The sequence below is a fragment of the Solimonas terrae genome (assembly GCF_011067135.1).
GTDB lineage: Bacteria > Pseudomonadota > Gammaproteobacteria > Nevskiales > Nevskiaceae > Solimonas > Solimonas terrae.
The window spans coordinates 199460-226457 of sequence record NZ_JAAMOW010000007.1 but is presented as its reverse complement, the minus strand read 5'-3'; the positions used below and the strand labels follow the sequence as shown (position 1 = coordinate 226457).

Annotated in this window: 26 protein-coding genes; 18 read left to right on the top strand and 8 right to left on the bottom strand. The window is 65.6% G+C overall.

Translation table 11 applies throughout. The features are described from left to right. Nucleotides 1-17: 17 nt before the first annotated feature. The 5 genes from miaB (at nucleotide 18) to G7Y85_RS14435 (ending at nucleotide 4951) form a co-directional block, all read left to right on the top strand. Nucleotides 18-1391, top strand: a complete 1374-nt coding sequence (gene miaB, locus G7Y85_RS14455) for a tRNA (N6-isopentenyl adenosine(37)-C2)-methylthiotransferase MiaB (protein WP_194241186.1) — start codon at nucleotides 18-20, stop codon at nucleotides 1389-1391. Then, nucleotides 1388-2392 carry a PhoH family protein gene (locus G7Y85_RS14450; RefSeq protein WP_166258532.1) on the top strand — a complete coding sequence of 335 codons (1005 nt, stop codon included), beginning with the start codon at nucleotides 1388-1390 and terminating at the stop codon, nucleotides 2390-2392. Before miaB ends, G7Y85_RS14450 begins: the two co-directional genes overlap by 4 nt. Next, nucleotides 2389-2823: an rRNA maturation RNase YbeY gene (gene ybeY / locus G7Y85_RS14445; RefSeq protein WP_166258529.1), complete on the top strand. Its 435-nt coding sequence runs from the start codon at nucleotides 2389-2391 to the stop codon at nucleotides 2821-2823. Before G7Y85_RS14450 ends, ybeY begins: the two co-directional genes overlap by 4 nt. Continuing rightward, nucleotides 2820-3686: a CorC family transporter gene (locus G7Y85_RS14440; RefSeq protein ID WP_166258526.1), complete on the top strand. Its 867-nt coding sequence runs from the start codon at nucleotides 2820-2822 to the stop codon at nucleotides 3684-3686. Before ybeY ends, G7Y85_RS14440 begins: the two co-directional genes overlap by 4 nt. 65 nt (nucleotides 3687-3751) lie before the next feature. After that, on the top strand, nucleotides 3752-4951 hold the full coding sequence (locus G7Y85_RS14435; protein WP_166258523.1) for an Lnb N-terminal periplasmic domain-containing protein: 1200 nt from the start codon (nucleotides 3752-3754) through the stop codon (nucleotides 4949-4951). A 12-nt stretch (nucleotides 4952-4963) separates the two neighbouring features. Here the strand turns inward: G7Y85_RS14435 and G7Y85_RS14430 are convergent, their stop codons facing one another. After that, nucleotides 4964-5725, bottom strand: coding sequence for a class II aldolase/adducin family protein (locus G7Y85_RS14430; protein ID WP_166258520.1), 762 nt, complete (start codon nucleotides 5723-5725; stop codon nucleotides 4964-4966). A 91-nt stretch (nucleotides 5726-5816) separates the two neighbouring features. Here G7Y85_RS14430 and G7Y85_RS14425 point away from each other — a divergent pair, with 91 nt between their 5' ends. The 10 genes from G7Y85_RS14425 to G7Y85_RS14380 all read left to right on the top strand — a co-directional run bounded on the left by G7Y85_RS14425 (nucleotide 5817) and on the right by G7Y85_RS14380 (nucleotide 18233). Beyond that, complete coding sequence (locus G7Y85_RS14425) at nucleotides 5817-6410, top strand: Maf family protein (protein WP_166258517.1); 594 nt, start codon at nucleotides 5817-5819, stop codon at nucleotides 6408-6410. After that, nucleotides 6407-7864, top strand: a complete 1458-nt coding sequence (rng, locus tag G7Y85_RS14420) for a ribonuclease G (RefSeq protein WP_166258513.1) — start codon at nucleotides 6407-6409, stop codon at nucleotides 7862-7864. The genes G7Y85_RS14425 and rng overlap by 4 nt, the downstream gene beginning before the upstream one ends. Nucleotides 7865-7964: 100 nt before the next feature. Further along, nucleotides 7965-11909 (top strand): YhdP family protein, encoded by a 3945-nt coding sequence (locus G7Y85_RS14415; protein ID WP_166258510.1) that lies wholly within the window; start codon nucleotides 7965-7967, stop codon nucleotides 11907-11909. Then, on the top strand, nucleotides 11906-12748 hold the full coding sequence (locus G7Y85_RS14410; protein WP_166258507.1) for a carbon-nitrogen hydrolase family protein: 843 nt from the start codon (nucleotides 11906-11908) through the stop codon (nucleotides 12746-12748). The genes G7Y85_RS14415 and G7Y85_RS14410 overlap by 4 nt, the downstream gene beginning before the upstream one ends. A 5-nt stretch (nucleotides 12749-12753) precedes the next feature. Next, nucleotides 12754-14196 carry a metalloprotease TldD gene (gene tldD, locus G7Y85_RS14405; protein WP_166258504.1) on the top strand — a complete coding sequence of 481 codons (1443 nt, stop codon included), beginning with the start codon at nucleotides 12754-12756 and terminating at the stop codon, nucleotides 14194-14196. Between the two features lie 89 nt (nucleotides 14197-14285). Further along, the gene (locus G7Y85_RS14400; protein WP_166258501.1) at nucleotides 14286-14759 is read left to right on the top strand and encodes an Rv1443c family protein; all 474 of its coding nucleotides are present in this window, start codon (nucleotides 14286-14288) and stop codon (nucleotides 14757-14759) included. 72 nt (nucleotides 14760-14831) lie between these two features. Continuing rightward, the gene (pepF, locus tag G7Y85_RS14395; protein ID WP_166258498.1) at nucleotides 14832-16694 is read left to right on the top strand and encodes an oligoendopeptidase F; all 1863 of its coding nucleotides are present in this window, start codon (nucleotides 14832-14834) and stop codon (nucleotides 16692-16694) included. 123 nt (nucleotides 16695-16817) lie between these two features. Beyond that, nucleotides 16818-17390: a 16S rRNA (guanine(966)-N(2))-methyltransferase RsmD gene (rsmD, locus tag G7Y85_RS14390; protein WP_166258494.1), complete on the top strand. Its 573-nt coding sequence runs from the start codon at nucleotides 16818-16820 to the stop codon at nucleotides 17388-17390. A 56-nt stretch (nucleotides 17391-17446) separates the two neighbouring features. Continuing rightward, complete coding sequence (gene coaD, locus G7Y85_RS14385) at nucleotides 17447-17950, top strand: pantetheine-phosphate adenylyltransferase (RefSeq protein ID WP_166258490.1); 504 nt, start codon at nucleotides 17447-17449, stop codon at nucleotides 17948-17950. A gap of 28 nt (nucleotides 17951-17978) precedes the next feature. Beyond that, the gene (locus tag G7Y85_RS14380; RefSeq protein ID WP_166258486.1) at nucleotides 17979-18233 is read left to right on the top strand and encodes a YfhL family 4Fe-4S dicluster ferredoxin; all 255 of its coding nucleotides are present in this window, start codon (nucleotides 17979-17981) and stop codon (nucleotides 18231-18233) included. Between the two features lie 11 nt (nucleotides 18234-18244). On the opposite strand, the gene G7Y85_RS14375 is transcribed toward G7Y85_RS14380, so the two are convergent. Beyond that, nucleotides 18245-19264, bottom strand: a complete 1020-nt coding sequence (locus G7Y85_RS14375; RefSeq protein WP_166258483.1) for a hypothetical protein — start codon at nucleotides 19262-19264, stop codon at nucleotides 18245-18247. A gap of 73 nt (nucleotides 19265-19337) precedes the next feature. After that, nucleotides 19338-20111: an exodeoxyribonuclease III gene (gene xth / locus G7Y85_RS14370; RefSeq protein WP_166258480.1), complete on the bottom strand. Its 774-nt coding sequence runs from the start codon at nucleotides 20109-20111 to the stop codon at nucleotides 19338-19340. 415 nt (nucleotides 20112-20526) lie between these two features. Here xth and G7Y85_RS14365 point away from each other — a divergent pair, with 415 nt between their 5' ends. After that, entirely contained in the window at nucleotides 20527-20778 is a 252-nt protein-coding gene (locus G7Y85_RS14365; RefSeq protein WP_166258477.1) for a helix-turn-helix transcriptional regulator, read from the top strand. 6 nt (nucleotides 20779-20784) lie between these two features. On the opposite strand, the gene G7Y85_RS14360 is transcribed toward G7Y85_RS14365, so the two are convergent. The 4 genes from G7Y85_RS14360 to G7Y85_RS14345 all read right to left on the bottom strand — a co-directional run bounded on the left by G7Y85_RS14360 (nucleotide 20785) and on the right by G7Y85_RS14345 (nucleotide 24113). After that, nucleotides 20785-21480: a helix-turn-helix domain-containing protein gene (locus G7Y85_RS14360; protein WP_166258474.1), complete on the bottom strand. Its 696-nt coding sequence runs from the start codon at nucleotides 21478-21480 to the stop codon at nucleotides 20785-20787. 592 nt (nucleotides 21481-22072) lie between these two features. Then, the gene (locus tag G7Y85_RS14355; protein WP_166258471.1) at nucleotides 22073-22747 is read right to left on the bottom strand and encodes a class I SAM-dependent methyltransferase; all 675 of its coding nucleotides are present in this window, start codon (nucleotides 22745-22747) and stop codon (nucleotides 22073-22075) included. After that, nucleotides 22744-23667 carry an NAD(P)/FAD-dependent oxidoreductase gene (locus tag G7Y85_RS14350; RefSeq protein ID WP_166258468.1) on the bottom strand — a complete coding sequence of 308 codons (924 nt, stop codon included), beginning with the start codon at nucleotides 23665-23667 and terminating at the stop codon, nucleotides 22744-22746. Before G7Y85_RS14350 ends, G7Y85_RS14355 begins: the two co-directional genes overlap by 4 nt. Nucleotides 23668-23669: 2 nt before the next feature. Then, a complete protein-coding gene (locus G7Y85_RS14345; protein WP_166258465.1) occupies nucleotides 23670-24113 on the bottom strand; it encodes an Rrf2 family transcriptional regulator in 444 nt (147 codons plus the stop codon). Nucleotides 24114-24436: 323 nt separating this feature from the next. Between G7Y85_RS14345 and radC the strand changes: the two genes are divergently transcribed. Beyond that, nucleotides 24437-24949, top strand: a complete 513-nt coding sequence (gene radC, locus G7Y85_RS14340) for a RadC family protein (RefSeq protein ID WP_166258462.1) — start codon at nucleotides 24437-24439, stop codon at nucleotides 24947-24949. A 610-nt stretch (nucleotides 24950-25559) separates the two neighbouring features. Next, nucleotides 25560-25868, top strand: coding sequence for a DUF736 domain-containing protein (locus tag G7Y85_RS14335; protein ID WP_166258459.1), 309 nt, complete (start codon nucleotides 25560-25562; stop codon nucleotides 25866-25868). 45 nt (nucleotides 25869-25913) lie between these two features. On the opposite strand, the gene G7Y85_RS14330 is transcribed toward G7Y85_RS14335, so the two are convergent. Next, on the bottom strand, nucleotides 25914-26954 hold the full coding sequence (locus tag G7Y85_RS14330; RefSeq protein WP_166258455.1) for an endonuclease/exonuclease/phosphatase family protein: 1041 nt from the start codon (nucleotides 26952-26954) through the stop codon (nucleotides 25914-25916). Between the last annotated feature and the right edge of the window lie 44 nt (nucleotides 26955-26998).

The following is a 26998-nucleotide window of genomic DNA, read 5'->3' as shown; positions in this document are numbered from 1 at the left end:
TTCCCCGGCCGCATGCGATGTCCGAAGCCTTGTCCTCCGAAGCCGCCCCGACCGTGCCGCGCAAGCTGTACCTGATTTCCTACGGTTGCCAGATGAACGACTACGACTCGGCGAAGATGGCCGACGTGCTCGCCGCATCGCACGGCTATGCGCGCACGCAGAACCCTGACGAGGCCGACCTGCTGCTGCTCAATACCTGCTCCGTGCGCGAAAAGGCGCAGGAAAAGGTGTTTTCCGAACTCGGCCGCTGGCGCGAATGGAAAGCTGCCGATCCGGCGCGCGTGATCGGCGTCGGCGGCTGCGTCGCCTCGCAGGAAGGCGAGGCGATCGCGCAGCGCGCTCCGATCGTCGACATCGTGTTCGGGCCGCAGACCCTGCATCGCCTGCCGCAGATGCTCGACAGCACGCGCTCGACCCACAAGCCGGCCGTCGATGTCAGTTTTCCGGAAATCGAGAAGTTCGATGCGCTGCCCGCGCCGGTCGCGTCCGGCCCGACCGCGTTCGTGTCGATCATGGAAGGCTGCTCCAAGTACTGCACGTTCTGCGTGGTGCCGTATACGCGCGGTGCCGAGGTTTCGCGACCGCTCGACGATGTGCTGGTCGAATGTGCACGGCTCGCCGCGCAAGGCGTGCACGAGATCACGCTGCTCGGCCAGAACGTCAACGCCTATCGCGGCGCGATGGGTGGTACCCGCGAGCGCTGCGATCTGGCGCTGCTGATCGACTACCTCGCGCAGATTCCGGGCATCGAGCGCATCCGCTACACGACCTCGCATCCGGCCGAGTTCAGCGACGCGCTGATCGAGGCCTATGCCGAGCAGCCGAAGCTGGCGTCCTATCTGCACCTGCCGGTGCAGTCGGGCGCCGACCGCATTCTCGGCATGATGAAGCGCGGCTACACGCGCGCGCAGTTCCTCGACAAGATCCGCCGCGTGCGCGCGGCGCGGCCGGATCTGTCGCTGTCGTCCGACTTCATCGTCGGCTTTCCGACCGAATCCGATGACGACTTCATGCAAACGATGGACCTGATCGCCGAAGCGCGCTTCGACTGCGCATTCTCGTTCGTCTACAGCCCGCGGCCCGGTACGCCGGCGGCGAATCTGCGCGATACCGTCGATGCTGCGATCAAGGAGCAGCGGCTGGCCATCCTGCAGAACCGCATCCGCCAGTTCGACGATGAATTCCGTCAGGGCCTGGTCGGCACGACACAACGCATTCTGGTGGAGCGGCCGTCGCGGCGCGGCGGCGGCCAGATGGCGGGCCGCACGTCGAGCAACCGCATGGTCAATTTCGACGGTGATGCGTCGCTGGTCGGCCGGTTCATCGACGTCACGATCACCGCAGCGATGGCCAATTCGCTGCAGGCGCGTTTGTTGACGCCCGTGGCATGAGCAAACCCGTACAGCCGGCGAAACTCGATCTGGTGCTGGAGCCGGACGACGCGCAGCGCCTCGTCAACCTCTGCGGGCCTTTCGACGCACATCTGCGGCAGATCGAACTGCGCCTCGGCATCGAGATCCGCAATCGCGGCAACCGTTTCCAGCTGGTCGGTGCGCGCAAGGACGTCGGTCGCGGCGAGGCCGTGCTGCAGGAGCTGTTCAACCTTGCCGCCGACGACACGGTGACCACGGAGAACGTGCATCTCGCGCTGGCCGAGCAACTCGGCGACGGCGACGACAACAACGGCAATGACGACGATGCGCGGGTCGGCGACGAGGTCGTGATCCGCGGCAAGCGCGGCGTGATCCGCGGCCGTGGTGCGCAGCAGAAGCAGTACCTGAAAAGCATCGTCACGCATGATCTGAATTTCGGCATCGGCCCGGCCGGTACCGGCAAGACCTACCTGGCGGTCGCCAGCGCCGTGCATGCGCTGGAACGCGATCGCGTGCGCCGCATCGTGCTGGTGCGGCCGGCGGTCGAAGCGGGCGAGAAACTCGGCTTTCTGCCGGGCGACATGGCCGAGAAGATCAATCCCTATCTGCGGCCGCTGTATGACGCGCTCTACGAGATGCTCGGCTTCGAGCGGGTCGCGCGGCTGACCGAGAAGAACGTCATCGAGGTCGCGCCGCTGGCCTTCATGCGCGGCCGCACGCTCAACGAATCGTTCATCATCCTCGACGAAGCGCAGAACAGCACCGTCGAGCAGATGAAGATGTTCCTGACGCGCATCGGCTTCGGCAGCGTCGCGGTCGTCACCGGCGACATGACGCAGACCGATCTGCCCAGGCATCTGATGTCCGGCCTGCGCCATGCGCAAACGGTGCTCGCCGGCGTGCCCGGCATCAGCTTCACGCAGTTCCGCAAGGAAGACGTCGTGCGCCATCCGCTGGTGCAGGCCATCGTCTCGGCCTACGAGCAGCACGAACTGGGCGCGGACGGCGCCGCGTCATGAACGAAATCGCCATCCAGCGGCAGGTGTCGGCGAAAGGCCTGCCGTCGCCGGCCAGCCTGCGCAGCTTCGCGCTGGCGGCCCTGCCGAAGCGCTTCGGCGAACTGACGATCCGCATCGTCGATGAAAGCGAAAGTCATGCGCTGAACAAGCACTACCGTGGCAAGGACAAGCCGACCAATGTGTTGTCCTTCCAGGGCGATGCCGCCCTGCGCGAGGCCGTGCTCGGCGATCTGGTGATCTGCGCGCCGGTCGTCGCGCGCGAGGCCGTCGAGCAGAACAAGACCGCGCGCGCGCACTGGGCGCATCTGGTTGTGCACGGCTGCCTGCATCTGCAAGGCTATGATCACGAACAGGAACCCGAGGCCGGTGCCATGGAGGCACGCGAAGTGCGTATCCTCGAAAAGCTTGGATTCGCAAATCCCTACCAATGAACGACGACGAAGAAGACAGTAGTCACAAGGACGATGCCCCGCTCGGCGGCTGGTGGCGGCGCGTCACGCAGCGCCTGGCCGGCGGACCGCGCACCCGCGACGATCTGCTGGAACTGCTGCGCGATGCGCGCGAAGCCGAGCTGATCGACAGCGATGCGATGTCGATGTTCGAGGGCATCGTCCAGACCACCGAGATGCATGTGCGCGATGTCATGGTGCCGCGCGCGCAGATGGTGATCGTCGAGGCCGACTGGCCGCTCGATCAGATCTTCAACGTCGTCATCGAGTCCGGCCACTCGCGGTTTCCGGTGATCGGCGATTCCAAGGACGAAGTCGTCGGCATCCTGCTCGCCAAGGATCTGCTGAAGTTCAGCGGCAATATTCCGGACTTCAATCCGGGTACCTTCGACTTGCAGCGCCTGCTGCGGCCGGCCGGTTTCGTGCCGGAGTCCAAGCGCCTCAACGTGCTGCTCAAGGAGTTCCGCCGCAGCCGCAATCACATGGCGCTGGTGGTCGACGAGTACGGCGGCGTCGCCGGCCTGATCACGATCGAGGACGTGCTCGAACAGATCGTCGGCGAAATCGACGACGAGTACGACGAAGCCGAGGGCGCGCACATCCTCAAGCAGGACGAGCGCCGCTATCTGGTCAGCGCGCTGGCCACGGTCGAGGAATTCAACGAGTACTTCGGCACACGGTTCCCGACCGACGATTTCGACACCATCGGCGGCTATGTGCTGCACGTGTTCGGCCACATGCCGAAGCGCGGCGAGAGCGTCAGCGTCGAGCGCTTCATGTTCAACGTGCAGCGCGCCGACACGCGCCGCGTGCACCAGTTCATGGTGACGGTGGCGTCGAATTGATGCGCTTCCGCATTGCCACGGCATCGCGGCTGCACAAAGCCCTTGCAGGAGCGGCGCAAGCCGCGATGCTGGCAATCCTGCCGCTGCTCGGCGTCCAGCCGGCGCTGGCACAGGACACGGCGCCATCTCCCGCGATCAGCCTGATCACCTTCGGTCCGGGCGAAACCTACTGGGAACGCTTCGGTCACGACGCCATCCTGGTCGGCGATCCGGCCGATCCGGACGCGCGGCTCTACAACTACGGCATGTTCGATTTTCATCAGAAGAATTTCTTCCTGAACTTCGCGCGTGGCCGCATGAATTATCGCGTCGCCGAGCAGCCGTTTTATGACGCGCTGCGTTTCTATGCTTCGGAACGGCGTTGGGTTTACCTGCAGCAGCTCGATCTCGACGCCGAACAGCGCCGCGGGCTGGCCGCCTATCTGCAATGGAACGTGCAGCCGGAAAACGCCGAATATCGCTACGACTACTTCGTCTCGAACTGCGCGACGCGTGTGCGCGATGCGCTCGACAAGGCCAGCGGCGGTGCGATCGCCCGCGCCAGTCGGGGTGTCGCCAGCGGCCGCACGTATCGCTTCGAGGCAACGCGCCTGATCGCGCCGGTCGCGCCCCTGTCCCTGTTGATGGATCTCGGCATGGGCCCGCGTGCCGACGTGCCGATCGACCGCTGGCAGCAGAGCTTCGTGCCGATGGTGCTGAAGGACGTCGTGCAGGACGCGCAGCTCGTCAACGCCGACGGCAGCACGCGACCGCTGGTGGCGCACGCGACCTGGGTCCTGCGCAGCGATGCCTGGCCGGAACCGGCGCGGCCGCCGGCCTGGACCCTGCCGCTGACCGTCCTGGGGCTCGCCTTTGCCGCCTTGCTGCTGTTGCTCGATCGCCTGCGCCGGCAACGCGCCGCGCGCTGGAGCTTCGCGCTGCTGGCGTTCGCGACCAGCGTCAAGGCCGCGCTCGGCGGGCTGGTGCTGCTCGCCGGCTGGACGCTGACCGAACACTGGGCGCTGTGGGCGAACCGCAATCTGCTGCTGTTCGATCCCCTGTGCCTGTTGCTGCTGCCGGCCTGGCTGATGTCGGCGCGCGTCGGCTGGCAGCCGCGCGCCTGGCAACGGTTGCTGGCGGTCGTGATCGCGTTGCTGGCGACCGTCAGCCTGCCGCTGCTGTTGCTGCCCGGCGCGCAGCAGAACCTGCCGTGGATCGGTGCCATGCTGCCGGGCCAGCTGGCGCTGGCCTGGGCGATGCTGCGCATGCCGCAGCGACTGCCATAGCGTTAACAGGCCCTAGTCGCGGAACGAGGGATCGAGACGGTCGAGCCGACGCAGCAGACCCGGCCAGGCCAGCGCGCCGCCCAAGCCCTTGGTGACAGCCGCGGCGGCGGCCTGCACGCCGGCGACGATCTTCGGGTTGACCGGTATCAGCTCGCCGCCGCCCGCCTGCGCGCGTACCTGGATCATGCAGGCGGCTTCGAACACGTACATCGCCAGGAAGGCGTCGGCCGGCGTCGCGCCGACCGTCAGCAGGCCGTGATTGCGCAGCATCAGGAAGATCTTGTCGCCGAGATCGCCGACCAGGCGCGGTTTCTCGTCTTCGTTGAGGGCGATGCCCTCGTAGTCGTGGTAGGCCAGTGACGCCAGGACCAGCGTCGACTGCTGCGAGATCGGCAGCACGCCGCCCTTCTGCGCCGAGACCGCGACCCCGTTCAGCGAATGCGTGTGCATCACGCAATGGGCGTCGTGGCGCGCGGCGTGGATCGCGCTGTGGATCGTGAAGCCGGCCGGATTGATCGGATTCGGCGAGTCCATGACCTTGCGGCCCTGCAGATCGATCTTGACCAGGCTCGATGCGGTGATTTCGTCGAACAGCCAGCCGTAGGGATTGATCAGGAAATGGCCATCCTCGCCGGGCACGCGTGCGGAGATGTGGGTGAACACCAGATCGTCCCAGCCGAAATGCGCGACCAGCCGGTAGGCCGCCGCCAGATCGACCCGTGCCTGCCATTCGGTTTCCGGGACCTGCTGTTTGATGCTCGCGCTGCTGCCCATGCTCGTGCTCCTCCCGATCTTGTGCGCCGACAGTAGCGCAGCAACGGCGACATCGCCCATGCTGTGAGCGCAATTTCCCATCGGAGCCAACTTGGAGCCGCAACTGCTGCTGGCCTCGCAATCGCCGCGTCGCGCCGAACTGCTGCAGCAGTTCGGCCTGCGCTTCGTTGTCGCACCGGCCGATATCGTCGAGCAGGTCGAAGCCGGCGAAACGGCGGCCGACTATGCCCGCCGCATCGCGCTGGCCAAGGCGCGCGCCGGCTGGCAACGCTCGACGCTCGGTCTGCCGGTGCTCGGCGCCGACACCGATGTCGTGCTCGACGGCCGCATCCTCGGCAAGCCGCGCGACCGCGACGATGCGCTGGCGATGCTGGCCGCGCTGTCCGATCGCGAGCACGAGGTGTATTCGGCGGCCGCGGTCGTGCACGATGCCTGCGAGGCGGTCGCGCTGTCGGTGACACGCGTGCGATTCGCGGCGATCGCGCCGGCACAGGCGGCGGCCTACTGGGCCAGCGGCGAGCCGGCCGACAAGGCCGGCAGTTACGGCATCCAGGGCCTCGGCGCGCTGTTCGTGACCGAAATCAGCGGTTCCTACAGCGGCGTCGTCGGCCTGCCCTTGTTCGAGACTGCCGCGCTTCTGAAACAATTCGGCATCGAACCCCTTTTTCTTCCATCCAGAGCATGAGTACAGAAATACTGGTCAATATCGGGCCGCAGGAGACGCGTGTCGCGCTGGTCGAGGGCGGCAGCGCGCAGGAGGTTCACGTCCAGCGCGCGTCGCGGCACGGCCTGACCGGCAACATCTACAAGGGCACGGTGCAGCGCGTGCTGCCCGGCATGCAGGCGGCCTTCATCGAGATCGGCCTCGAGCGCACGGCGTTCCTGCACGTCAACGACATGCTGGCGACGCCCGCCAATGGCGGCGCCGCGCCGCTGATCACGCAATTGCTGCATGACGGCCAGCGTGTGCTCGTGCAGATCGTCAAGGATCCGCTCGGCAGCAAGGGCGCGCGCCTGACCAGCCTGTTGTCGATTCCCTCGCGCTATCTGGTGCTGCTGCCCTACGAGCCGCATGTCGGCGTGTCGGCGCGGTTGGAGGACGAGGCCGAACGCGGCCGGCTCAAGCAGATCCTCGACGAGCTGCAGCAGCGGCTGGCGCCGAACTTCGGCGTGATCGCACGCACGGCGGCCGACGGCGCCGAGCCTGTCGCACTGGAAGCCGACCTGCTGTTCCTGCTGCGGCTCTGGGACGATGTCATCACCCAGGCGGAGCCGGCACCGCCCGGCACGCTGGTGCACGGCGATCTGCCGCTGTCGATGCGCATCCTGCGCGATCTGCTCGGCACCACCGTCGAGCGCATCCGCATCGACTCGGCCAGCGAGTGCGAGCGGGTCCGCGAATTTGCACAGACCTTCATTCCGCAGGCCGCGCCGCTGGTCGAGCTGTATGAAGGTCGCGCGCCGATCTTCGATCTGTACGGCGTCGAGGACGACATCTCGCGCGCGCTCGAACGCAAGGTCGATCTGAAGTCCGGCGGTCACCTGGTGTTCGACCAGACCGAGGCGATGACCACGGTCGACGTCAACACCGGCGCCTACATCGGCCACCGCAATCTCGAAGAGACGGTGCTGAAAACCAATCTGGAGGCGGCGCAGGCCATCGCGCGCCAGCTGCGGCTGCGCAATCTCGGCGGCATCATCATTCTCGATTTCATCGACATGAAATCCGAGGACCATCGCGCGCAGGTGCTGCGTGCACTGGAGCGTGCGCTGGCGGCCGATCACGCGCGCACGCAGATCCATCCGTTCTCGCCGCTGGGCTTGATCGAAATGACGCGCAAGCGCACGCGCGAATCGCTGGGCCACATTCTCTGCGAGCCATGCCCGGCCTGCAGCGGTCGCGGCACGATCAAGACCGTGGAAACGGTCTGCCACGAGATCGCGCGCGAAGTGCAGCGCGCCGCCCGCCAGTTCGAGGCCAAGGGTTTTCTGGTGCTGGCGGCGCCACATATCGTCCAGCGCCTGGTCGAGGAACAGCCGTCCGGACTGGCGGCGCTGGAAGCCAGTCTCGAACGGCCGATCCGGCTGCAGGCCGAGGCCGGCTACACCCAGGAGAACTTCGACGTCGTGCCGCTATAGGCATTCGCTGACAGCGATCGGCTGGATTCCGGTCCGGCCGGCAGTGGCTCTTGGCGCCGTCGCACGCGACAATGGCGGCCGTTTTCTTCTGCGCTGATCCATGGAACGCGTCAAACGCCGCTGGTGGACCTGGGCGATCACGCTGCTGGCCGCCGTCGTCATTGCCGGCGCGGTCATCAGCGGCCTGTTCCAGCTCGCGGTTCTCACCCTGCCGAGCTACCGCGCCGACCTGTCGGCGTGGGTGACGCGTGTCGCCAATCGGCCGGTGCAGATCGGCGGCGTCAATCTCGGCTGGCACGGCATCGAGCCGCGGCTCGATCTGACCGATATCACCTTGTTCAGCGACGACGGCGACGAAAGCCTGACGATGGACCGCCTGAGCCTCGGCTTCAGTCCGTTCCGTCTGCTGACCGGCGACATGCTGCCGGAGCGTCTGGAAGTCTCGGGCCTGACACTCGACATCGAGCGCGGCGATGACGGCCAGTGGAGTTTCGCCGGCTTCCCGGCCGGCACCGGCGAGCTTTCGCAGCAGAAGCGCGACGCCCTGCAGAAGCAGATCGCGGGCTTCGGCCATGTCGTCGTGCAGAACTGCACGCTGGCCTTCAGCGGCAAGCCGTTCGGCGACGATGGCCAGCAGCTGCGCATCGTGCGGCTCGATCTCGAGCAGAGCGCACATGGCTTCGAGATCGACGGTCGCGCGCAGCTGCCGGTCACGCATGGCGACGTCGTCGAACTGTCGGCGGACATCGACGGGCCGATCGTCGATCCGCAGCAATGGACCGGCGATTTCGAGTTCGACTTCGAACGGCTGCGGCCGCAGGGCTGGCTCGCGCCGTTCCTGCAGAAAGGCGTGCAGATCGGCGCCGAGAACCTCAACGGTTCGGTCGAAGGCCATCTGCGCAACGGCCAGGTGCGCGACGCCCAATTCGACGCCGACTCGGAAGGTTTCATCGTCGCCCACGGCGGTCACGCCAGCGGCGCCCGGAAGATGCACCTGCGCGCCAACCTCGGCAACGACGCGCGCGGCTGGTTTGCCGATCTGAAGGAACTGCGCTTCGACGACGATCTGCTGGCGCGCGGCAGTCTGCGCTGGATGGACGATGCCGACGGTCACGAGCTCGACGTCAACGCCGATGAACTGCATCTCGGCCGGCTGACGCCCTGGCTGGCGGTCTGGCGCGACATGCCGGCTGCCACCGCGCAACTGCCGCGCCTGTCCGGCACGCTGCGCAATCTGGTCTTGCGTCTGCACACCGACGGCGAAGGCCACACGCGCTACTCGACGACCGCACGTCTCGACGATGTGGCGCTGGCGCCGGACGCGCACATCGGTGTATCGCATATCTCCGGCGAGGCCTCGGCCAACGAGAGCGGTGGCCAGCTGCGGCTCAAGCAGGCGCCGGTCGAACTGCAGTTGCCGAATGCCGTCGGCAAACCATTGGCGCTCGACGGCTTCGACGGACAGGTGCAGTGGAGCCACGGCAGCGACGGCTGGCGGATCGGCAGCCCGGCCTTCTCCTGGACCTGGGTCGGTACCAGTGGCGACGGCCATTTCGATCTGCAGCTGCCGGCCGATTCCGGTGCCTCGCCCGTGCTTGACCTGGGCGCGAACTTCGCGGTGCAGGACATCAACCTGCTCAAGCCGTACATGCTCCTGCACTGGAGCGATCATCTGCGCGACTGGCTGAACAACAGCCTGAAGCGCGCCCATGCGTCGAGCGGCAGCCTGACGATCCGCGGCCCGCTCGCCGACTTTCCGTTCGGCAAGCATCCGGACGGCATCTGGAAACTGGATGCCGACATCAGCGGCGCCGACCTCGTCTTCGCGCCGGACTGGCCGCAACTCAGCGACGTCTCGGCGCATCTGAGCCTGGATCGCGACAGTCTCGCGGTCGAGGCCTCGGCCGCCAACATCAATGGCAACAAGCTCGATCACGCGCTCGCGCGCATCGATGACCTGTCCAATGCCGACATCGAGGTTGATGCCACGACCAGCGGCGAAATCGGCCGCTACTACGACTTCCTGCGCGCCTCGCCGCTGCACGAGCAGCTCAGCGGTCTGCTCGACCAGACGCGAGCGGCCGGCGATGCGACCGTGAAGGTGAAGCTGGACCTGCCGCTGCACGACCTCGACTCGACCACCGTCGACGGTGACGTCGCGCTCGACAACGTGCAGATGTTCTACGACAAGCTCGACCAGCCGCTCAGCGGCATCACCGGCACCGTGCATTTCACGCGCGCCGGCGCGACGGCCGACAGCGTCACCGGGCGCTTCGAGGATCTGCCGCTGACCGTGCGCATGGAGCCGCGCGAGGGCACTCATGGCGTGGTCATCGCCGAGTTTCCGTTCACGCCGAACGCCGACGGCGTCGGCGCCAGCGAGTTCCTTCCGGACTTCATCCGCACGGCGCTGGGCGGCAGCAGCCAATGGCGTGCCGAGTTGCCGATCGAGGCGCACGGCGGCACCGCGCTGACCCTCAGCAGCGATCTGCGCGGCACCGAAATCCGGCTGCCGGAGCCGCTGGCCAAGCCGACCGACACGCCCTTGCCGATTCAGGTGCGGATTGGCGGCGACGCCGACGCGCCGCTGCGGATCGCCGTCGACTACGGCCAGCGCGCCGCCGCCGACATGATGCTGGCCGGGCGTGACAACGGGCAGCGGGGAATGGACCTGCAGGGTCTGCGCTTGCGTTTCGGTGCGGCGCTGGCGCCGAAAGCGCAGAAAGGCAGCTTCATCGTCGATGGTCATGCCGGCACGCTCGACCTCGGTGCCTGGATCGGTCTGATCGGTCATCGTGACGACGGTCCGGCCGCGCCGGTCGCCGCCGGTACCGCGGCCGTCGCGTCCGCGGCGGCGCCAGGGGACGGCGGCCTGCCGCTCGACCTGATCGATCTGGATGCCGACCACCTGCGCTGGCAGCAGCAGCTCACCGCAGCGCTGCACCTGCACTGGCTGCCGCTGCCGGATGGTTGGCGCGCGAGCCTGAGCGGCGACGGTGCGCAGGGCACCGCCGAGTGGAGTGGCCCGTCACCCGGACATCTCGTCGTGCGCCTCGATCATCTGGCACTGACACCGGCCGAGACAGCCGACACCGCCAGGGACCTCGCTGGCGAAGCCGTGGCCGCGAAGAGCAACGGCGCGCCGCTACAGTCGCCGGCAAGCGGCGCGCCGCCGGCCGCTCCGGCGCAGTGGCCGGACGTCGATCTGCTGTGCGCGTCGCTGACCGGCAAGGACGCCGATCTCGGCCGGGTCGAGCTCAGGAGCGTGCGGATCGCCGATGGCCAGCGGCTCGATCGGCTGAAGATCGCCGGCGGCGCGCTGACGCTCGACGCCAGCGGCCAGTGGCGCCGCCGCGGCGGCAAATCGACCGCCGAGCTGCAGGCCAATGCCGACAGCAGCGATTTCGAAGCCGTACTGCGTGCACTCGATTACGAGCAGAACTTCAGCGCGAAGAAGACGCAGATCAAGGTCGATCTGAAGTGGCAGCCCTCGGCCAGCGGGCTGATGTGGCAGCAAGCCGCCGGCCGCGTCGATCTCAGCGCCGAGGATGGTCAGTTGCGTGCGGTCAAGCCGGGCGCCGGCCGCGTGCTCGGCCTGCTCAATTTCTACGCGTTGCCGCGACGCCTGCTGCTGAATTTCAGCGACGTGGTCGACGAGGGGCTCGGCTTCGATCACATCGACGGGCATTTCGATCTCGGCGACGGCGCGGCGGTGACCGACGACCTGACGATCAAGGGCCCGTCGGTGAAGATCGACATGCGTGGTCGCATCGGCCTGGTCGCGCGTGACTACGATCAGCGCGTGACGGTCTATCCGGCGGGATTGTCGTCCGGCGTCACGCTCGGCGCCGCCCTGCTCGGCGGTCCGGCGGTCGGCGCGCTGGTGCTGCTTGCGCAGGAAGTGCTCGACAAACCGCTCGACTCGGTGACGCAGCTGACGTATCACTTGTTCGGCAGCTGGGACAACCCGCAGGTCGAGAAAGTCGATTCGCATGCGGCCGAGCCGCACGCAGTGCAAAAAAAGAAGTCGGAGCCGAAGAAATGAACGCGACGGTCGCGGCGATCCAGATGAACAGCGGCGACGATGTCGTCGCCAATCTCGAGCAGGCCGCGCAACTGCTGCGCGAGGCGGCAAGCGCCGGCGCGCGGCTTGCAGTGCTGCCGGAGAATTTCGCGTTCATGGGCAAGCATGAACGCGACAAGCTCGCGCATGCCGAAGCCGACGGACGAGGCCTGATCCAGGATCGCATCGCCGCGCTGGCGCGCGAGCTCGATCTGTGGATCATCGCCGGGACCTTGCCGATCGCGGTCGACGGCGAACCGCGGGTATACGCCTCCTGCTGCGTCTACGACAGCGACGGTGCGCGCGTCGCGCGCTACGACAAGATCCATCTGTTCGACATCGACGTGCCGAACGGCGGCGGCGAGCGCTATCGCGAATCGGCGAGCATCGCGCCGGGACGCCTGCATCCGGTGGTGGTCGACACGCCGGCCGGTCGCGTCGGCCTGTCGGTCTGCTACGACGTCCGCTTTCCGGAGCTGTATCGCGCATTGGCGCAGGCCGGCGCCGAATTGCTGGTGGTGCCGGCGGCATTCACCGTCAAGACCGGCGAGGCGCACTGGGATCTGCTGCTGCGCGCGCGTGCGGTCGAGAACCTCTGCTATGTCATCGCGCCCGGCCAGTGCGGCACGCATCCGAGCGGCCGGGCGACCTACGGGCACAGCCTGATCGTCGAACCCTGGGGCGAGGTACTGGCGGCGCGCGCCGAGGCGCCGGGCCTCGTGCTGGCGGCTCGCGACGCCGAGCGCCAGGCCGAACTGCGACAGTCGTTCCCCGCGCTCGCGCACCGGCGCTTGCAAACCGCGTATCCGCCGTCACTATGAATGCCATGACTGAATCCCTTGATCTTGCGCGGCAGACCTTCCTCGAACCGGCGGAGCTGGACGAGAACCGCATCGCCGACGTGCTCGGACGCTTGATGAAACCGGGTGTCGACAGCGCCGATCTGTATTTCCAGCATGCGGTGACCGAAACCTGGTCGCTGGAAGACAGCATGATCAAGTCGGGCGCACATCACATCGAACACGGTGTCGGCGTGCGTGCGGTCGCCGGCGACAAGCAGGGCCTGGCGTACTCGGACGATCTGCGCATGCCGGCGCTCGGCGACGCCGCGAATACCGCCGGCGCGATCGTCCGTCACGGCCAGGAAGGCACGGTGCAGGCGTTCGCGCCGCGCCTCGTCAAACCCTTGTACGCGGCGGTCGATCCGCTCAAGAGCTGGCCGACCGAGCGCAAACTGGAACTGCTGCGCCGCGCCGACGCGGCCGCGCGTGCCGCCGATTCGCGCGTGATCCAGGTGATGTGCTCGCTGGCCGGCAGCTACGAAACCATCCTCGTCGCCGGCAGCGACGGCACCTGGAGTGCCGACGTGCGGCCGCTGGTGCGCATGGATGTGTCGGTCATCATCGAGCATCAGGGGCGTCGCGAGCAGGCCCATGCCGGCGGCGGCGGACGCGCCCGCTACGCGGATGTCTTCGACGGCGACATGCCGGAACGCTATGCACGCGAGGCCGTGCGCATGGCGCTGATGCTGCTGGAAGCGGTGCCGGCGCCGGCCGGTCAGCTTCCTGTCGTGCTCGGCCCCGGTTGGCCCGGCGTGCTGCTGCACGAGGCGGTCGGCCACGGCCTGGAAGGCGATTTCAACCGCAAGGGCACGTCGGCGTTCTCGGGCCGCATCGGCGAGAAAGTGGTGTCGGAGCTGTGCACGATCGTCGACGACGGCACCTTGCTCGATCGGCGCGGCTCGCTGACGGTGGACGACGAGGGCACACCGACACAGTGCACGACGCTGATCGAGAACGGCGTGCTGAAGAACTATCTGCAGGACAAGCTCAACGCCAAGCTGATGAAAATGGCGCCGACCGGCAATGGTCGCCGCGAGTCGTACGCGCAGCTGACGATGCCGCGCATGACCAATACCTACATGCTGGCCGGCAAGAGCGAACCGGGCGACATCGTTGCCTCGGTCGAGAAGGGCCTGTATGCCGTCAACTTCGGCGGTGGCCAGGTCGACATCACATCCGGCAGTTTCGTGTTCTCGGCGTCCGAGGCCTACCTGATCGAGAACGGCAGGATCACGCGCCCGGTGAAGGGGGCGACCCTGATCGGCAATGGTCCGGAGGCGCTGTCGCGGGTCTCCATGGTCGGCAACGATCTCAAGCTCGACACCGGCGTCGGGGTCTGCGGCAAGGACGGCCAGAGCGTGCCGGTCGGCGTCGGCCAGCCGACACTGAAGCTCGATGCCCTGACCATCGGCGGTACGCAAGCCTGAGGACGGGCGCGCTGCCCGTCGCCCGCTTCACCGCCGGTTCACGCGTCTGCGGGATGCTCGACGGATGACGACGCGACGGGAGCGCGACGATGATCTGGCTGCGCTTTGAAAGCCATCTGGCGGCCGAGCCGCCGACCATCTGGTTGCATGCGACGCAGATGTCCGGCGTCAACAGCGAGCTGTCGCCGTTGATGCGGATGAGCGTACCGAAGGCGTTCGCCGGTCTCGGCCTGCGTGATGCACCGCAGGGCAGCCTGCTGTTCAACAGCTGGCTGCTGCTGTTCGGCGTGCTGCCGTTCGACCGTCACGGTCTGCGCATTGAACGATTCTGGGATTACGGTTTCCAGGAAGATTCGAGTTCGTGGCTGCAGCGCCGCTGGCGCCACCGGCGCTACGTCGAACTGCTGCCGGATGGTTCGCGTCTGGTCGACGAACTCGAAATCCAGCCGCGCTTTCTGCCGGCCTGGCTGCTGCGTCCGGTGATCGACCTGCTGTTCCGGCACCGGCATCGCTATCTGCGCCGCCATTTCGGCATCGTCGAGCCGCGCCCGCCGGCAGGCTGAGGAATCTCCCGCACGCGGCCTCGTCGCAGTCTGCGCATAATCGGCACCTTGTCCGAACGGGGGAGTGTCGTCATGCGTATCGCCGCGGCGGGGCTGTTGATGGTCATGCTGGCGGGGCCGGTCTTTGCCGACGATCCGGCCTATCGCTGGAATCTGGCCGACCTGTACCCGGATGTCGCGGCCTGGAATGCCGACGCCGGCAAGCTGCAGGCACAGCTCAAGGATCTCGAAGCCTGCCGGGGCCATCTGGCCGACAGTCGCGCACGCTTCAAGTCCTGCCTTGATCTGCAGAGCGACGCCGCCCGGCGCTACTACCGCCTGCGCATCTATTCGTCGCAACTGCTCGACGAAGCCAACGACAAGGCCAGCAGCCAGGAACTCGATCAACGCGCCAACAACCTGGGTACCGCGTTCGGCGAGGCGGCCAGCTCGTTTGCGCCGGAGATTCTCGCGATCGGCGAGCAGCAGATCGACGGCTGGCTGGCGCAGGACCAATCGCTGGCGATCTACCGCCATCCGCTCGCCGATATCCTGCGCGGCAAGGCACATACGCTCGACGCCGAAGGCGAGTCGATCATCGCGACCTTGTCGGCCACCAGCGATGCGCCGCAGAACACCTACGGCATGCTGTCCAGCGCCGATCTGCCCTGGCCGACGCTGAAACTCGACGGTCAGGACGTGCGCCTCGATCAGGCCGCCTACACCAAGTACCGCAGTGCCGCCGATCGTGACGAGCGCAAACAGGTGTTCGATGCCTTCTTCGGCAAGTGGAAGGAATACGAGAACACCTTCGGCGCGACGTTCTACGGCATGCTGAAGAACAGCAGCGCCTACGCCAAGGTCCGTCACTATCCGGATTCGCTGGCGCAGGCCCTGGATGGCAGCGCCGTGCCGGCGGCGGTGTACGACACGCTGATCCAGCAGACCGAGGCGCATCTGCCGACGCTGCATCGCTACTTCCGTCTGCGCGCCCGCCTGCTCGGCATCGACGAACTGCATTACTACGATCTTTACGTGCCGATCGTGAAGTCCTCGCAGAAATATCCGATCGCAACCGGCGAGCAGCTGATGCTCGATGCCGTCAAACCGCTGGGCGCCGACTACGTGGCGGCGATGCGCAAGGGTGTCGGCAGCCGCTGGATGGACGTCTATCCGCGGCCGCACAAGACGTCCGGTGCGCACATGGCCGGCAACGCGTATGACGTGCATCCGTACCTGCTGATCAACTACAACGACGACTACGAATCGGTGTCGACGATCGCCCACGAGTGGGGCCACGCCATGCATACCGTGCTGGCCAACAAGGCCCAGCCGTTCGTGACCTCCGACTATCCGATCTTCATCGCCGAAATCGCCTCGACGCTGAACGAGGCGCTGCTGCTCGATCACATGCTGAAGATCGCCAGGAGCGACGACGAGAAGTTGTTCTATCTCGGCTCGGCGCTCGAAAACCTGCGCACCACCTACTTCCGTCAGGCCATGTTCGCGACCTTCGAGCGAGAGGTGCACGCGCGCGCCGATCGCGGCGAGGCGCTGACCGGCGAGGGGCTGACGCAGATCTACGGCGACATCCTGCGCAAGTACCACGGCGACACCGGCGACGCCCATCCGCCGGTCAGGATCGACGACATCGACGCCGCCGAGTGGATGTACATCCCGCACTTCTACAACCCGTTCTACGTCTACCAGTACGCGACGTCGATCGCCGCCAGCAGCGAGTTCGCGCAGGACATCCTCGACCACAAGCCGGGTGCACGCGAGCGCTACCTGAATCTTCTGCGTGCCGGCGGCTCGGACTATCCTTACGAGCTGGTCAAGAAGGCCGGTGTCGATCTGGCGAGTCCGGCACCGTATGACGCGATTGCCGCGCGCATGGATCACATCATGGACCAGATCGAAGCGATCCTCGCCAGGCGCGACGCCGGCCAGCATTGAGGCGGGATTGACGGCGGCTCGCGGCTGGATAAAGTCGTGAGCCATGAAGTCCGATCAAGCGCCCTGCCGTTCGCCCGCCGACCACGCATCGCGCGTCGCGCGTCGCTGCGCGGGGAGCGCGCCGTGAAACGGCGCGGCGAAGGCAAGCTGCGCGTGATCGGCGGCGAGTGGCGTTCGCGTGTCATCGAATTCGACGCCGCCAACGGCGTGCGACCGACGCCCGACCGGGTACGCCAGACGCTGTTCGACTGGCTCGCGCCGCGCATCGACGGTGCGCGCTGCCTCGATCTGTTCGCCGGCAGCGGTGCGCTCGGCATCGAGGCGCTGTCGCGTGGTGCGGCCAGCTGCTGCTTCGTCGAGGACGGTCACCGGCAGGCGACGGCGATCCGCACGGCGCTGAGTCTGTTCAAGGCGCAGCATGCCGAGGTCATGGAACTCGACGCGCTCTACTACCTGGCGCAGACCTGGCATCGCTTCGACATCGTGTTTCTCGATCCGCCGTACGACAAGGGTCTGCTCGAACGCGTGCTGCCGGAGCTGCCGAAGGCGCTCGCGCCGTACAACCGGATCTACCTCGAATGGTCGCCGGGCAAGCCGCCGGCCCTGCCCGAGCGCTTCGAATTGCTGCGGGAGAAAAAGGCCGGTCAGGTATGCTCGGCACTCGCGACCTACCATCACCCGGCCGAGAAGGCCTGAACGCCTGCGCCTCACGCAAGCTTCACGGCCGGCCGATCTGCACACGAGAGAAGACCATGCCCGTCACCGCGGCTTACAGCGGCACTTTCGATCCGATCACGTTCGGACACTTCGACATCATCAAGCGCGCCTCGAAGATGTTTCCGAAGCTGATCGTCGCCGTCGGCAGCAACATCGCGAAGAACCCCAAGTTCACGCTCGACGAGCGTGTCGAACTGATACGTGAAGTGGTCCACAAGCTGAAGAACGTCGAAGTGCAGGGCTTCAGCGGGCTGGTCGTCGATTTCGCGCGCGAGCACGGCGTGACGGTACTGGTGCGCGGCGTGCGGACCACCGCCGATTTCGATTACGAGAAGCAGATGGCGGTGATGAACCGTGACCTGTATCCGCAACTCGATACCGTGATCATGAACCCCTCGCCGGCCTACGCGCATCTGTCATCGTCGCTGGTGCGCGAACTGGCCGGGCTTGGCGCGCCGGTCGAGAAGCTGGTGCCGGAAGCGGTGATGCCGATCCTGAAGGCACGCTTCGGACGCAAGCAGAGCGCGCGCAAGGCCTGAGCGGCATGCGGCGCCGTTACAATACGGCATGGCCCTGAAGATCACGCACGATTGCATCAACTGCGACGTCTGCGAGCCCGTCTGCCCGAATCACGCGATTTCGCAGGGCATCGAAATCTACGAAATCGATCCGGATCTGTGCACCGAATGCGTCGGCCATTTCGACGTGCCGCAGTGTCAGCCGGTGTGTCCGGTTGCCTGCATTCCACTTGATCCGGAACACGAGGAAACGCGTGAGCAGCTGCAGGCCAAGTATCGGCGACTGGTCGGTATCGCGTCCTGATGCGGCTCGTTTCAGGCTCGCTGGGACAGCGTGCGTGATCCGCCGTTCACCCGACTTGACGGCGTGCCGATGATACGGCGCAGCCGATCGCGACCGATCGCGACCGGGCGCAGTTTCAGTTCACCGAGACGATTGCGGCGCACCAGCTTTTCGATGCGAGCCAGATGCGCGGCGATCGCCAGACCGTAAGGGTTGGGGCCGCCGAAATGCACGTCGAGAAAGCGATGTGCACCGCCGAAATACCCGTCGAGCCGCTCGTCCCAGAGTGCGCGGTTGAAGTCGACGGTCTTCTCGAGCAACTCGCGTGACGAACCGTAGATCGGCGTCGGTCCGCCCGTCCGCCGGGCGCCGGCCAGACCGCACAGAGCGAATTCACGAAACAGGAAGTCGCGGCATTTTTCGAGATAGCAGCGGTCGGCGGTCTGCGCGAGCACGTCGGCGCTGCCCAGCAGGAAGCCAAGCATGCGGTCCTTGCCGTCGCGCACGCGGATCTTGTCGAGCGCGATCTCGTAGCCGGTGAAATGGACGATCTGCTGCGCCTTGGCGACATCGTCGCCATAGCCGATCTTCGGCAGGTATTCACCGAGGAACTCGCCGCTGCGGTAGACGTGCGTGAGCGTGAACTCGGCGCCGTTGACGGCGTGGTCGCCGCGCCGACGGATGTAGCCGGCATCGTGAAACAGCGCAATCAGCACGCCGAGCACGGCGCGATGCGCGCCCAGCTTCTGCGCGGCCGGCACGCTGCGTTCGTGGCCGTCGAGCAGGCGCATCATCGCCAGTGCACAGTCGAGGCTGTGCTGGGCGTCGTGATACCAGGTGTCGCAGCCGGCATAGCCGGGCAGGGTTCCGGCGTAGAGCCGGCCGAACGTCGCGAAAGCCTGCCGCACGGCCGCCAGATCGGCGTCCGGATACAGACCGGCCAGCAGATCGCAGACCGCGGTACAGACATCCCGCGGATGCGAAATCTGTACGCGATCGGTCACGTCGTAGTGATTGCGGCGACGCGCCGGGCTGGCTCGCGAAGTCTCCATGCCGGCGATATTAACCGGGTCTGCGGCCGGTGATCGCGCACCCCGTCTCAGAACCCGGCAAACCGCAGCAAACTCAGACGCCCGGCATCAGATCGACGATCAGCGGTGCGTGATCCGAAGGCCGCTCCAGGCGCCGTGGCGCGAGATCGACGTGCGCACTGCGCGCGTGGGCGGCCAGGGGGGTCGACAGCAGCCAGTGGTCGATGCGCAGGCCGAGATTGCGGCTGAAGGCGGCCTGCCGGTAATCCCACCAGGTGAAGCTGTTGGCGGCCTGCGGGAACAGGCGGAAGGCGTCGTGCAGGCCCAGCGCCAGCAGGCGGTTCAGGCCGGCGCGCTCCGGCCCGGAGCACAGCACGCCGCCTTCCCAGATCGCCGGATCGTGGCTGTCCTGCGGGGTCGGCGCGATGTTGAAATCGCCGCCGACTGCCAGCAGCGGATGCCGGTCCAGCTCGCCGGCGAGGTAGTCATGCAGGGCATCGAGAAAGCGCAGCTTGTACGCGTATTTGTCGCTGCCGACCGACTGGCCGTTGACGACATAGACGCTGACGAAACGAACGCCGTTGATCGTCGCCGCGATCACGCGCTTCTGATCGTCGGCGAAGCCATCCATGTCGCGCACCACGTCCCGCAACTCGCCGCGCGCCAGCAACGCGACGCCGTTGTAGGTCTTCTGGCCGTTGCTGACCGCGCGATAGCCTGCCGCCGCCAGCTCGGCGGACGGAAAGCCGTCGTCGAGCGTCTTGATCTCCTGCAGCGCGATCACGTCGAGATCGACGGCGTTCAGCCAGTCCAGCAGGTGCGGGAGCCGCACTTTCAGCGAATTGACGTTCCAGGTGGCGATCTTCATAAATGAACTTTCATACTGATTTATATGGATATTTAATTTTACTTACTTGATGAGGCCCCCATTGAGGCCCCCAAGATTGCGCGTCAACTGCTATTGGCTGATCCGGATAGCGTGAGCCTGTGACGCCAAGATACCCACAGCCGCTGTTAACAAGTTGTCCATAAGTGGCGACCCCCAAATCGAGAAGGCTTGAAACCTCGGTGTCACAAGCGGATTGGACAAGATTTGCTCTTCCCTTCCGGCTCGACCAGTACTTTATGTGGGCGGACTGGATACATCACGCTGAGTGCGGTGAAAAGTACGGTTGCGCGACCTTCGGTAATCCGCCGCTGTTCGCTCCAACGCGCTGTGCTGGGTTTGCCGACGAGATAATCTGAATCAGCCTGACGCCTGTGAATTCACAGCGAGAATCGCAATGTCAGACGAAGATGTACTCGGCAATCTCACGACGACGCGGAGCAATTTTCCGATCCCGGCGTTCTTTCGCATGGCTGACATAGTCCGAATCACCGGTCTGAGCCGAGCCACAATCTATCGACGGATCGGCGCAGGTAGATTTCCTGCGCCGGTCAATCTCGGTGGTCGAGCATGTGGGTGGCCATCAGCCGCGCTTCAAACCTGGATTGAAGCTCCGGATCGCTACAGAGCCGAAGGTCGAGCAGCATAGAAATAGTTACATGCTGATGCCGGCGGACTTCGGAGTTGCGAACTGCTCGGGTTCTTGGCCGAGCGGGAATGCCACGACGTACGCCACTTCTGTCCGGTACGGCTTGTTGTCCGCGTCTGTTCCGAATTTCACCTGTACCCGGCGCTCGGCGTAGCGCAGGGAAACACCCAATGCCTTAAGGGCGTCAATGAGTGATTGCATGTCGTCGTATATCTCGAATTTCTGCGATTCGCTGTACTCGCTGGCGCAATCGCGATAGTCGCGGAAGTAGTCGATCAGCGCGGCGAATGTTTCTTCGGCTTCGCGGCTCATCTCGAACGCCGGCTCTGACATATCCATCGTGCAGGCCTCGGCCAGCTTCGCCAATTGCCTGCCCGTGGTCAGCGGGCTCGCTGTCAGCGTAACGTGCTCGCGGTCGAACTTCTCTTGTGCCGCCTTGATGTCCTCACCCGTCGGAATGGTGAACGGCTTGTTGAGCGCATCGATGTCTTCAAAGCCGAACGCACCGGCCAGTGCGCGGCGCGTATCGAAGCTGGCGGATGTGCCTTGTTCGATGCGCTGGATCGTGCGTACGTTGAGGCCCGAGATCGCCGCCAATTGTTCCTGCGACCAGTGCCGCGTTTCGCGAAACAGCCTGATGCACGGGGTTAGTTCGGCGGGCGTCAGCAGACGAGCTTTCGGAATGCTTTCTGAGGTGCTCATGTCTTGCTCCACCTTGTCCAATCGACGTGGCGGAGTATGAAAAACCGGCACTGAGGGCGACACGACAATAGCCCGACAGTGACCTGACCCCAGTGGCCATCCAGGCGCAGGCGCGTCCCGGCGTTCCGCCGTCGGGCTTGCGGGCAATTGCCCCGCGTCTCGTCGAGTCGCGGCCATTCGGCTTCGATCCTTTGTATCTTCGTTGCCACGTGATCGGAGTGCCGATCACGCCCGGTGACGTTTGGCACCGGTGATTGGCCGCAGCATGTAGCTCGTTATCCCTCGGTGCTTTCAAGCCCGTGCGTCAGTCCTGAGCGCATGTCTGCGACTGGTCTCTGCAATCCCGAACAGTTGCAGGAACCACATTCGCATTTGCAAGGATGGGACATAGAGATCATGGCCAATGGAGCAGTCGTCGGTATCGACGTCTCGAAGAACACACTTGATGTAGCCATCGGGAGGGATGGTGCAGTCACCGTTTTCAGCAACGACGAAGAGGGCCACCAGGCCATGGAAAGAAGGGCCTGCACCTGGGCGCACCGATGCTGAGAGAGCGGCATCGTGTCACATGGGGCCGAGTTGACTCCCTCCCTCATGGTCGGTGGGCGATCCAGCCCTTGAAGGTGAACGCGTTGTAGAAAAGATCGATATCCGTGAAGCCTGCCTCGCGAAGCAGATCGACATCCTGCTGCGGTGAAAGCACGGGCAGCCGCTCTTTGATCGCTGCGATGCTGCCTTTGGCCTGTGCCACAGGCACGCCGGAAGCAGCCGCGAATGCCGCATTGCGCGCGAGCCATCTGTCCCTGACGGTATCTTCGCTGGGAAAACTGTGTTGCGCGACGACCAGGGGCGCACCGGGCTTGAGTCGCAGGTGTATTTCCTGCAGCGTCTTCAGGCGCTCGGCCGGTGGCAGGAAATGCAGTGTCAGCAGGCAGGTCGCGCCATCGAACGGCCCCTTGGGGGCACTGTCGATATAGCCTTCGTGCAAGCGTACGTGAGCCGCCTCCGGCCCCAGAGTCTTGCGGGCGAGTTCGAGCATCTCGGCGGAAGGGTCTACGCCCTCGAAGTGCCAGCCTGGCTGCATTTCGGCAAATGCCTTCAACTCCAACCCGCCGCCGGCGCCGAGCACCAGGATGCGCGCGTTGGCCGGCGCGCGCTCGGCCAACAGCACGCCTGTCATCCGGTGCAGATCCCGAAGACCCGGCACGATTCTCGCGGTCCTCTCTGCATAGCTTGATACAGCAGGCGGGTCGGAAAGCGGAGTCATCGAACGCGGCCTTCCGCTTGCACCGGGGCGATGGTCTCAGGCCAAAGCAGCGACCGGTGAATCTGCGCGCCTGCCATGGCGCCATTGCCCACGGCCAGCGACACCGAATGGGTTGCCCGCGCGACGTCACCGCAGGCAAATACGCCAGTTACCGAGGTCTTGCTCTCGGCATCGGTACGAACCTGGCTGCCCATGGGCGTCTCTTCCAGCGCGCAGCCCAGCGCTTCGGCCAGAGAACTGGAAGGAGAAGTCCGCGTCGCTGTGAACAGGCCAGCAAATCGAAGCAGGCGCCCATCGGCCATCACCACATCGGCTTGCCCTTCGATTCTGTCGATGGGCGCCTCCTCGATCGTCACACACAGACGCTCCAAGGTGGACCTGTCCTCCTGACTCAGTTCCACGGCGCCGTTGACGAGCAAGGTCACACTGCCCCAATCGGTCAGCAGTTCGGCCTGGTGGATGGACATCGGGCTGGTGCCGACGATGCCGATGCGGCCCTGGCCGAGTTCGTAGCCATGGCAGTACGGGCAGTGGAAGACCGACTTGCCCCAACGCTCGACGAGTCCGTCGACGGCAGGAAGCTGGTCGGCCACGCCGGTGGCCAACAGGATGCGGCGGCCTCGGTGCGATCCGCTGTCGGACGTCGTGACAGTGAATTCATCTGCCTGCCCTGTGACGGCTTCGACCCGCCCTTCGAGCCAGGTCAGCGTTGAGTAGGCTTCGAGCTGGCGGCGCGCGTTCGCCGCGATCTCGCCGGGGGGGACGCCATCCTGGCCGAGAAAGCCGTGCGAATGGCTGGCGAAGCGGTTGCGCCGCTCGCCCGCATCGATCACCAGCACGGCCCGGCGTGCCCGCACCAGTTGCAGGGCTGCGGCCATCCCCGCATAGCTCCCGCCGATGACGATGACGTCATGGTGCATGGTCAACTCCTTTTGCGTCGCACTGCCGCATGTCGGCGCGCAAAGTCTGCGGCCAGATCGGCGAGGGTGATCTCCGAAAACCGCTTCAGCAGCAGCGCCTCGGCCTCGGCAAAGGTATCTTCGAGCGCGGCATTCACCGCCTGCTCGACCAGGCACTCCGGTGCCTCGTTGCGGTTGCCGATGGCGAACATGGCCGGCTCGCCCAGCGCTTCGTGCAACTGGCGCAGGGTGACGGAGCCCAAGTCGGCATGGAAGCGCCATCCACCCGCGTGGCCTCGATCCGAAGTCACGATGCCCGCTTCCCGCAGATACGCCATGGTGCGCCGGACGACGACTGGGTTGGTGCCCAGGCATTGCGCCAGGGCGTCCGAGGTGACGGGCCCCTCCTGCTCGGCCATGTGCAGCAGCGCATGCAAGACGGACGACAGGCGGCTGTCGCGTTTCATGTAACTAATGATGTTACATATAGAACCATGTGTCAAGGCGAGGCTGCAATGAAACGCTTATCGAGCCGAGGGCTTGACATTCAAGACAGTTGCTGACGCCTGCGGATGCCTCCACGGCCTGCGCGCTCCGCTTGCCGGGACTGCGGAGTGGGCGGCTTTGCCTGTCCATTTCACCGTATCACGTCGTTCTCGCCGTCAAGACGCTGCGTTGCTCGCTTTCGCTCCTCTACTCGCCGAGTCGCCTGCGGCGAGTCTGTGACGGCTGCGCTGCGGCGTGAGGGCTCCGGTCCAGGGCAATCCGCCCGAGACCATTGGAGCTCGACATGTCGCATCTCAATTTCTCGCGTGACGCATCCACCGACCTGTTCGTTCGCGACGCCTGCGGCGAATACCGTACGGCGACCGCCGACGAGGTCTTGCAGCGAGCCCGCCAGGTGCTGGCCCGCCGTGTGAGGCGTGGAACCACATTTAGTTCGCCCCAGGTCGCCCGCGATTACCTGAGCTTGATGCTGGGAACACGCGAGCATGAAGTTTTCGTCTCGGTGATGCTTGATGCGCAGCATCGGCTGATCGAAGTGCTGGAGCTGTTCCGGGGCACGATCGACGGGGCGGCGGTGTATCCGCGGGAAGTCGTCAAGGAGGCGCTGGCACGCAATGCGGCGGCGACCATTTTCTGCCACAACCATCCGTCGGGCGTCGCGGAGCCGAGCGCAGCGGATCGCGCATTGACGGAGCGGCTCAAGACGGCACTGGCGCTCGTCGAGGTGCGCGTACTGGACCACCTGGTCGTCGCCGGCGACAGTGTCGTCTCCTTCGCCGAGCGGGGCATCTTGTAGGGAAGGGGGCGCAAGCCCCCTTTTCGTCTTCCCTGCCAGGTGACTGAGCGCATTGCCAGTCTCTCAAGTCTTCGCCATGGCATCAGACGCCTGGCTGCGCTGCTGTTCGCTGCGCTGAGTTGCTTGGGGCGGCCCCATCCACGACGCTGGCAGCGGCTGTTTCACTCATCCCGAAGGGGTGGTGCACCGATGGGCCGATCGGAGAGCTCATGACGATTCCACGCCGTGTGTCGGTCTTGCTGCTGTCCGGGCTGCAGGGGGACGCCGTCGTTGGCAGACGAGACCTGGCGGTGTCAGCACGGAGCTGGCGGAGTCCTCGTGCGGGATGCCGATTCCGTCATGACGCCTTTCAGCAAGGTTCGCCCGGTACGGCCTTGGCGGGTCGTGAATCCTGGCGAGGGATCGGCTGCGCCTCGGGCTTTGGCGCTGCAACCGTCCGACCCGAACAATTTCCCCGGCGCTGCGCGCCTCCTCGCCGCACAAATTCTCCAGTTCTCCCGGTCCTCCACGCTGTTGCGGTCGCAAGCGATGCAGCCAGCCCGACCCTCCCCCCTGCGGATCACGACAAGGCCGCAAAGGGCGACCTTGCAAGCATGAAAGGAGTAACACCATGGCTAACATCGGCACCTTTACCGCACAGGGCAACGGCTACGCCGGCACCGTCCGCACGCTGACACTGAACGTCAAGGTCAAGATCGTCCCCAACGACAAGAGCAGCGAGAACGGCCCCGACTATCGCATCCAGGCGGCTGGCAGCTACGACATCGGCGCGGCGTGGAAGAAAGTCAGTCAGGCCGACCGGCCCTATCTGTCGGTGACGCTCGACGACCCGTCGTTTCCGGCGACGATCTACGCCCGCCTGGTCGAAGACGAGGACGGCGCACACACGCTGATCTGGACGCGCAGCAAGAGCGACTGACGCTCGCAGCCTTGGCGCCCCGCTGCGGCGGGGCGCTCTTCTTTTTCAGCTCAGAGAATCGAGATAGGCGTCGCCGTCGTCGATCCCGAACTCGATCCACATCGGCAGATGATCACTCATGCGATAGGTGCGCCAGTCCTTGAAACTGCGGCCGGGCTTGCTCTCGCGTTCCTTCGCGTATTCGGCTTCGTCCGCGAACCGGTAGACGTGCTCGTAGTAGTCGAACACACCGGCCTTGCCGGTCGGCTTCAGGTGCGTCAGGCGCTTGAGGTAGGCGATCTGGTCGTAGTGCTTGTTCTTGTCGACGTTGGAACCGGGCACGCCCTGCAGCTCATCGGGGACGAGGAAGCCGGCGCTGGTGATCGCCTCCATCGTCACGTCCTTGCGATTGAAGATGTTGAAGTCGCCGAGCATGATCAGGTTGTCCAGCGTCGGCGGCTGACCGGGCTCGTACTGCGGCGCGCTCGACAGCTTGCCGGCGTTCTTGGCCACGGTTTTGCTGAAAGCCGTGATCTCGGCCAGGCGCCGCGGATCGACAGCGACGCCGGTGCCGTAGTAGATGTGCACCGTCACCAGCGTCAGATACGCCCAGCCGGCGCGAAAGCCCGCGACGTATGGCGAGCGCGCCATCTGCACCGGTTCGGTCTTGGCGCCATTGTCTTTCGGCAACACCAACTCGGCCGCGAGGCCCGTGAAGTTCACCTTGCGGCGATCAAACAGGTAGGCCATGCGCTCGGAGTTGCCGGACGTGCCGAGCGTGACGTCGGTGACGATGAAATCCCACCAACTGCCGAGCAGGCGCTGCAACCGTTGCAGCGGATATAGGCCGTCGCGCACTTCCTGGATCGCGATCAGGTCGAAGCGGCTGAGAATCTCGGCGATGTAGTAGTAGCACTCGTCGCCACGGTAGCCGTACTTGCCCGAGTCAAACTCGCGGATGTTCCAGGTCGCCAGCAGCAGCGTGTCGGTTGCAGTGCGTGCGGGCAGGGCAGTGGACAATGCCGGTCGCAGGCGCTGCAGTCCGTCGATCGTGCGCTCACGGACCTTGGCGTCCTTGATCTGCTTGAGTCCGGCGTAGTACGGCATGACGCACCCCCGACGTTTCCCTCTGCCTGGTCAGGATGCTAGAC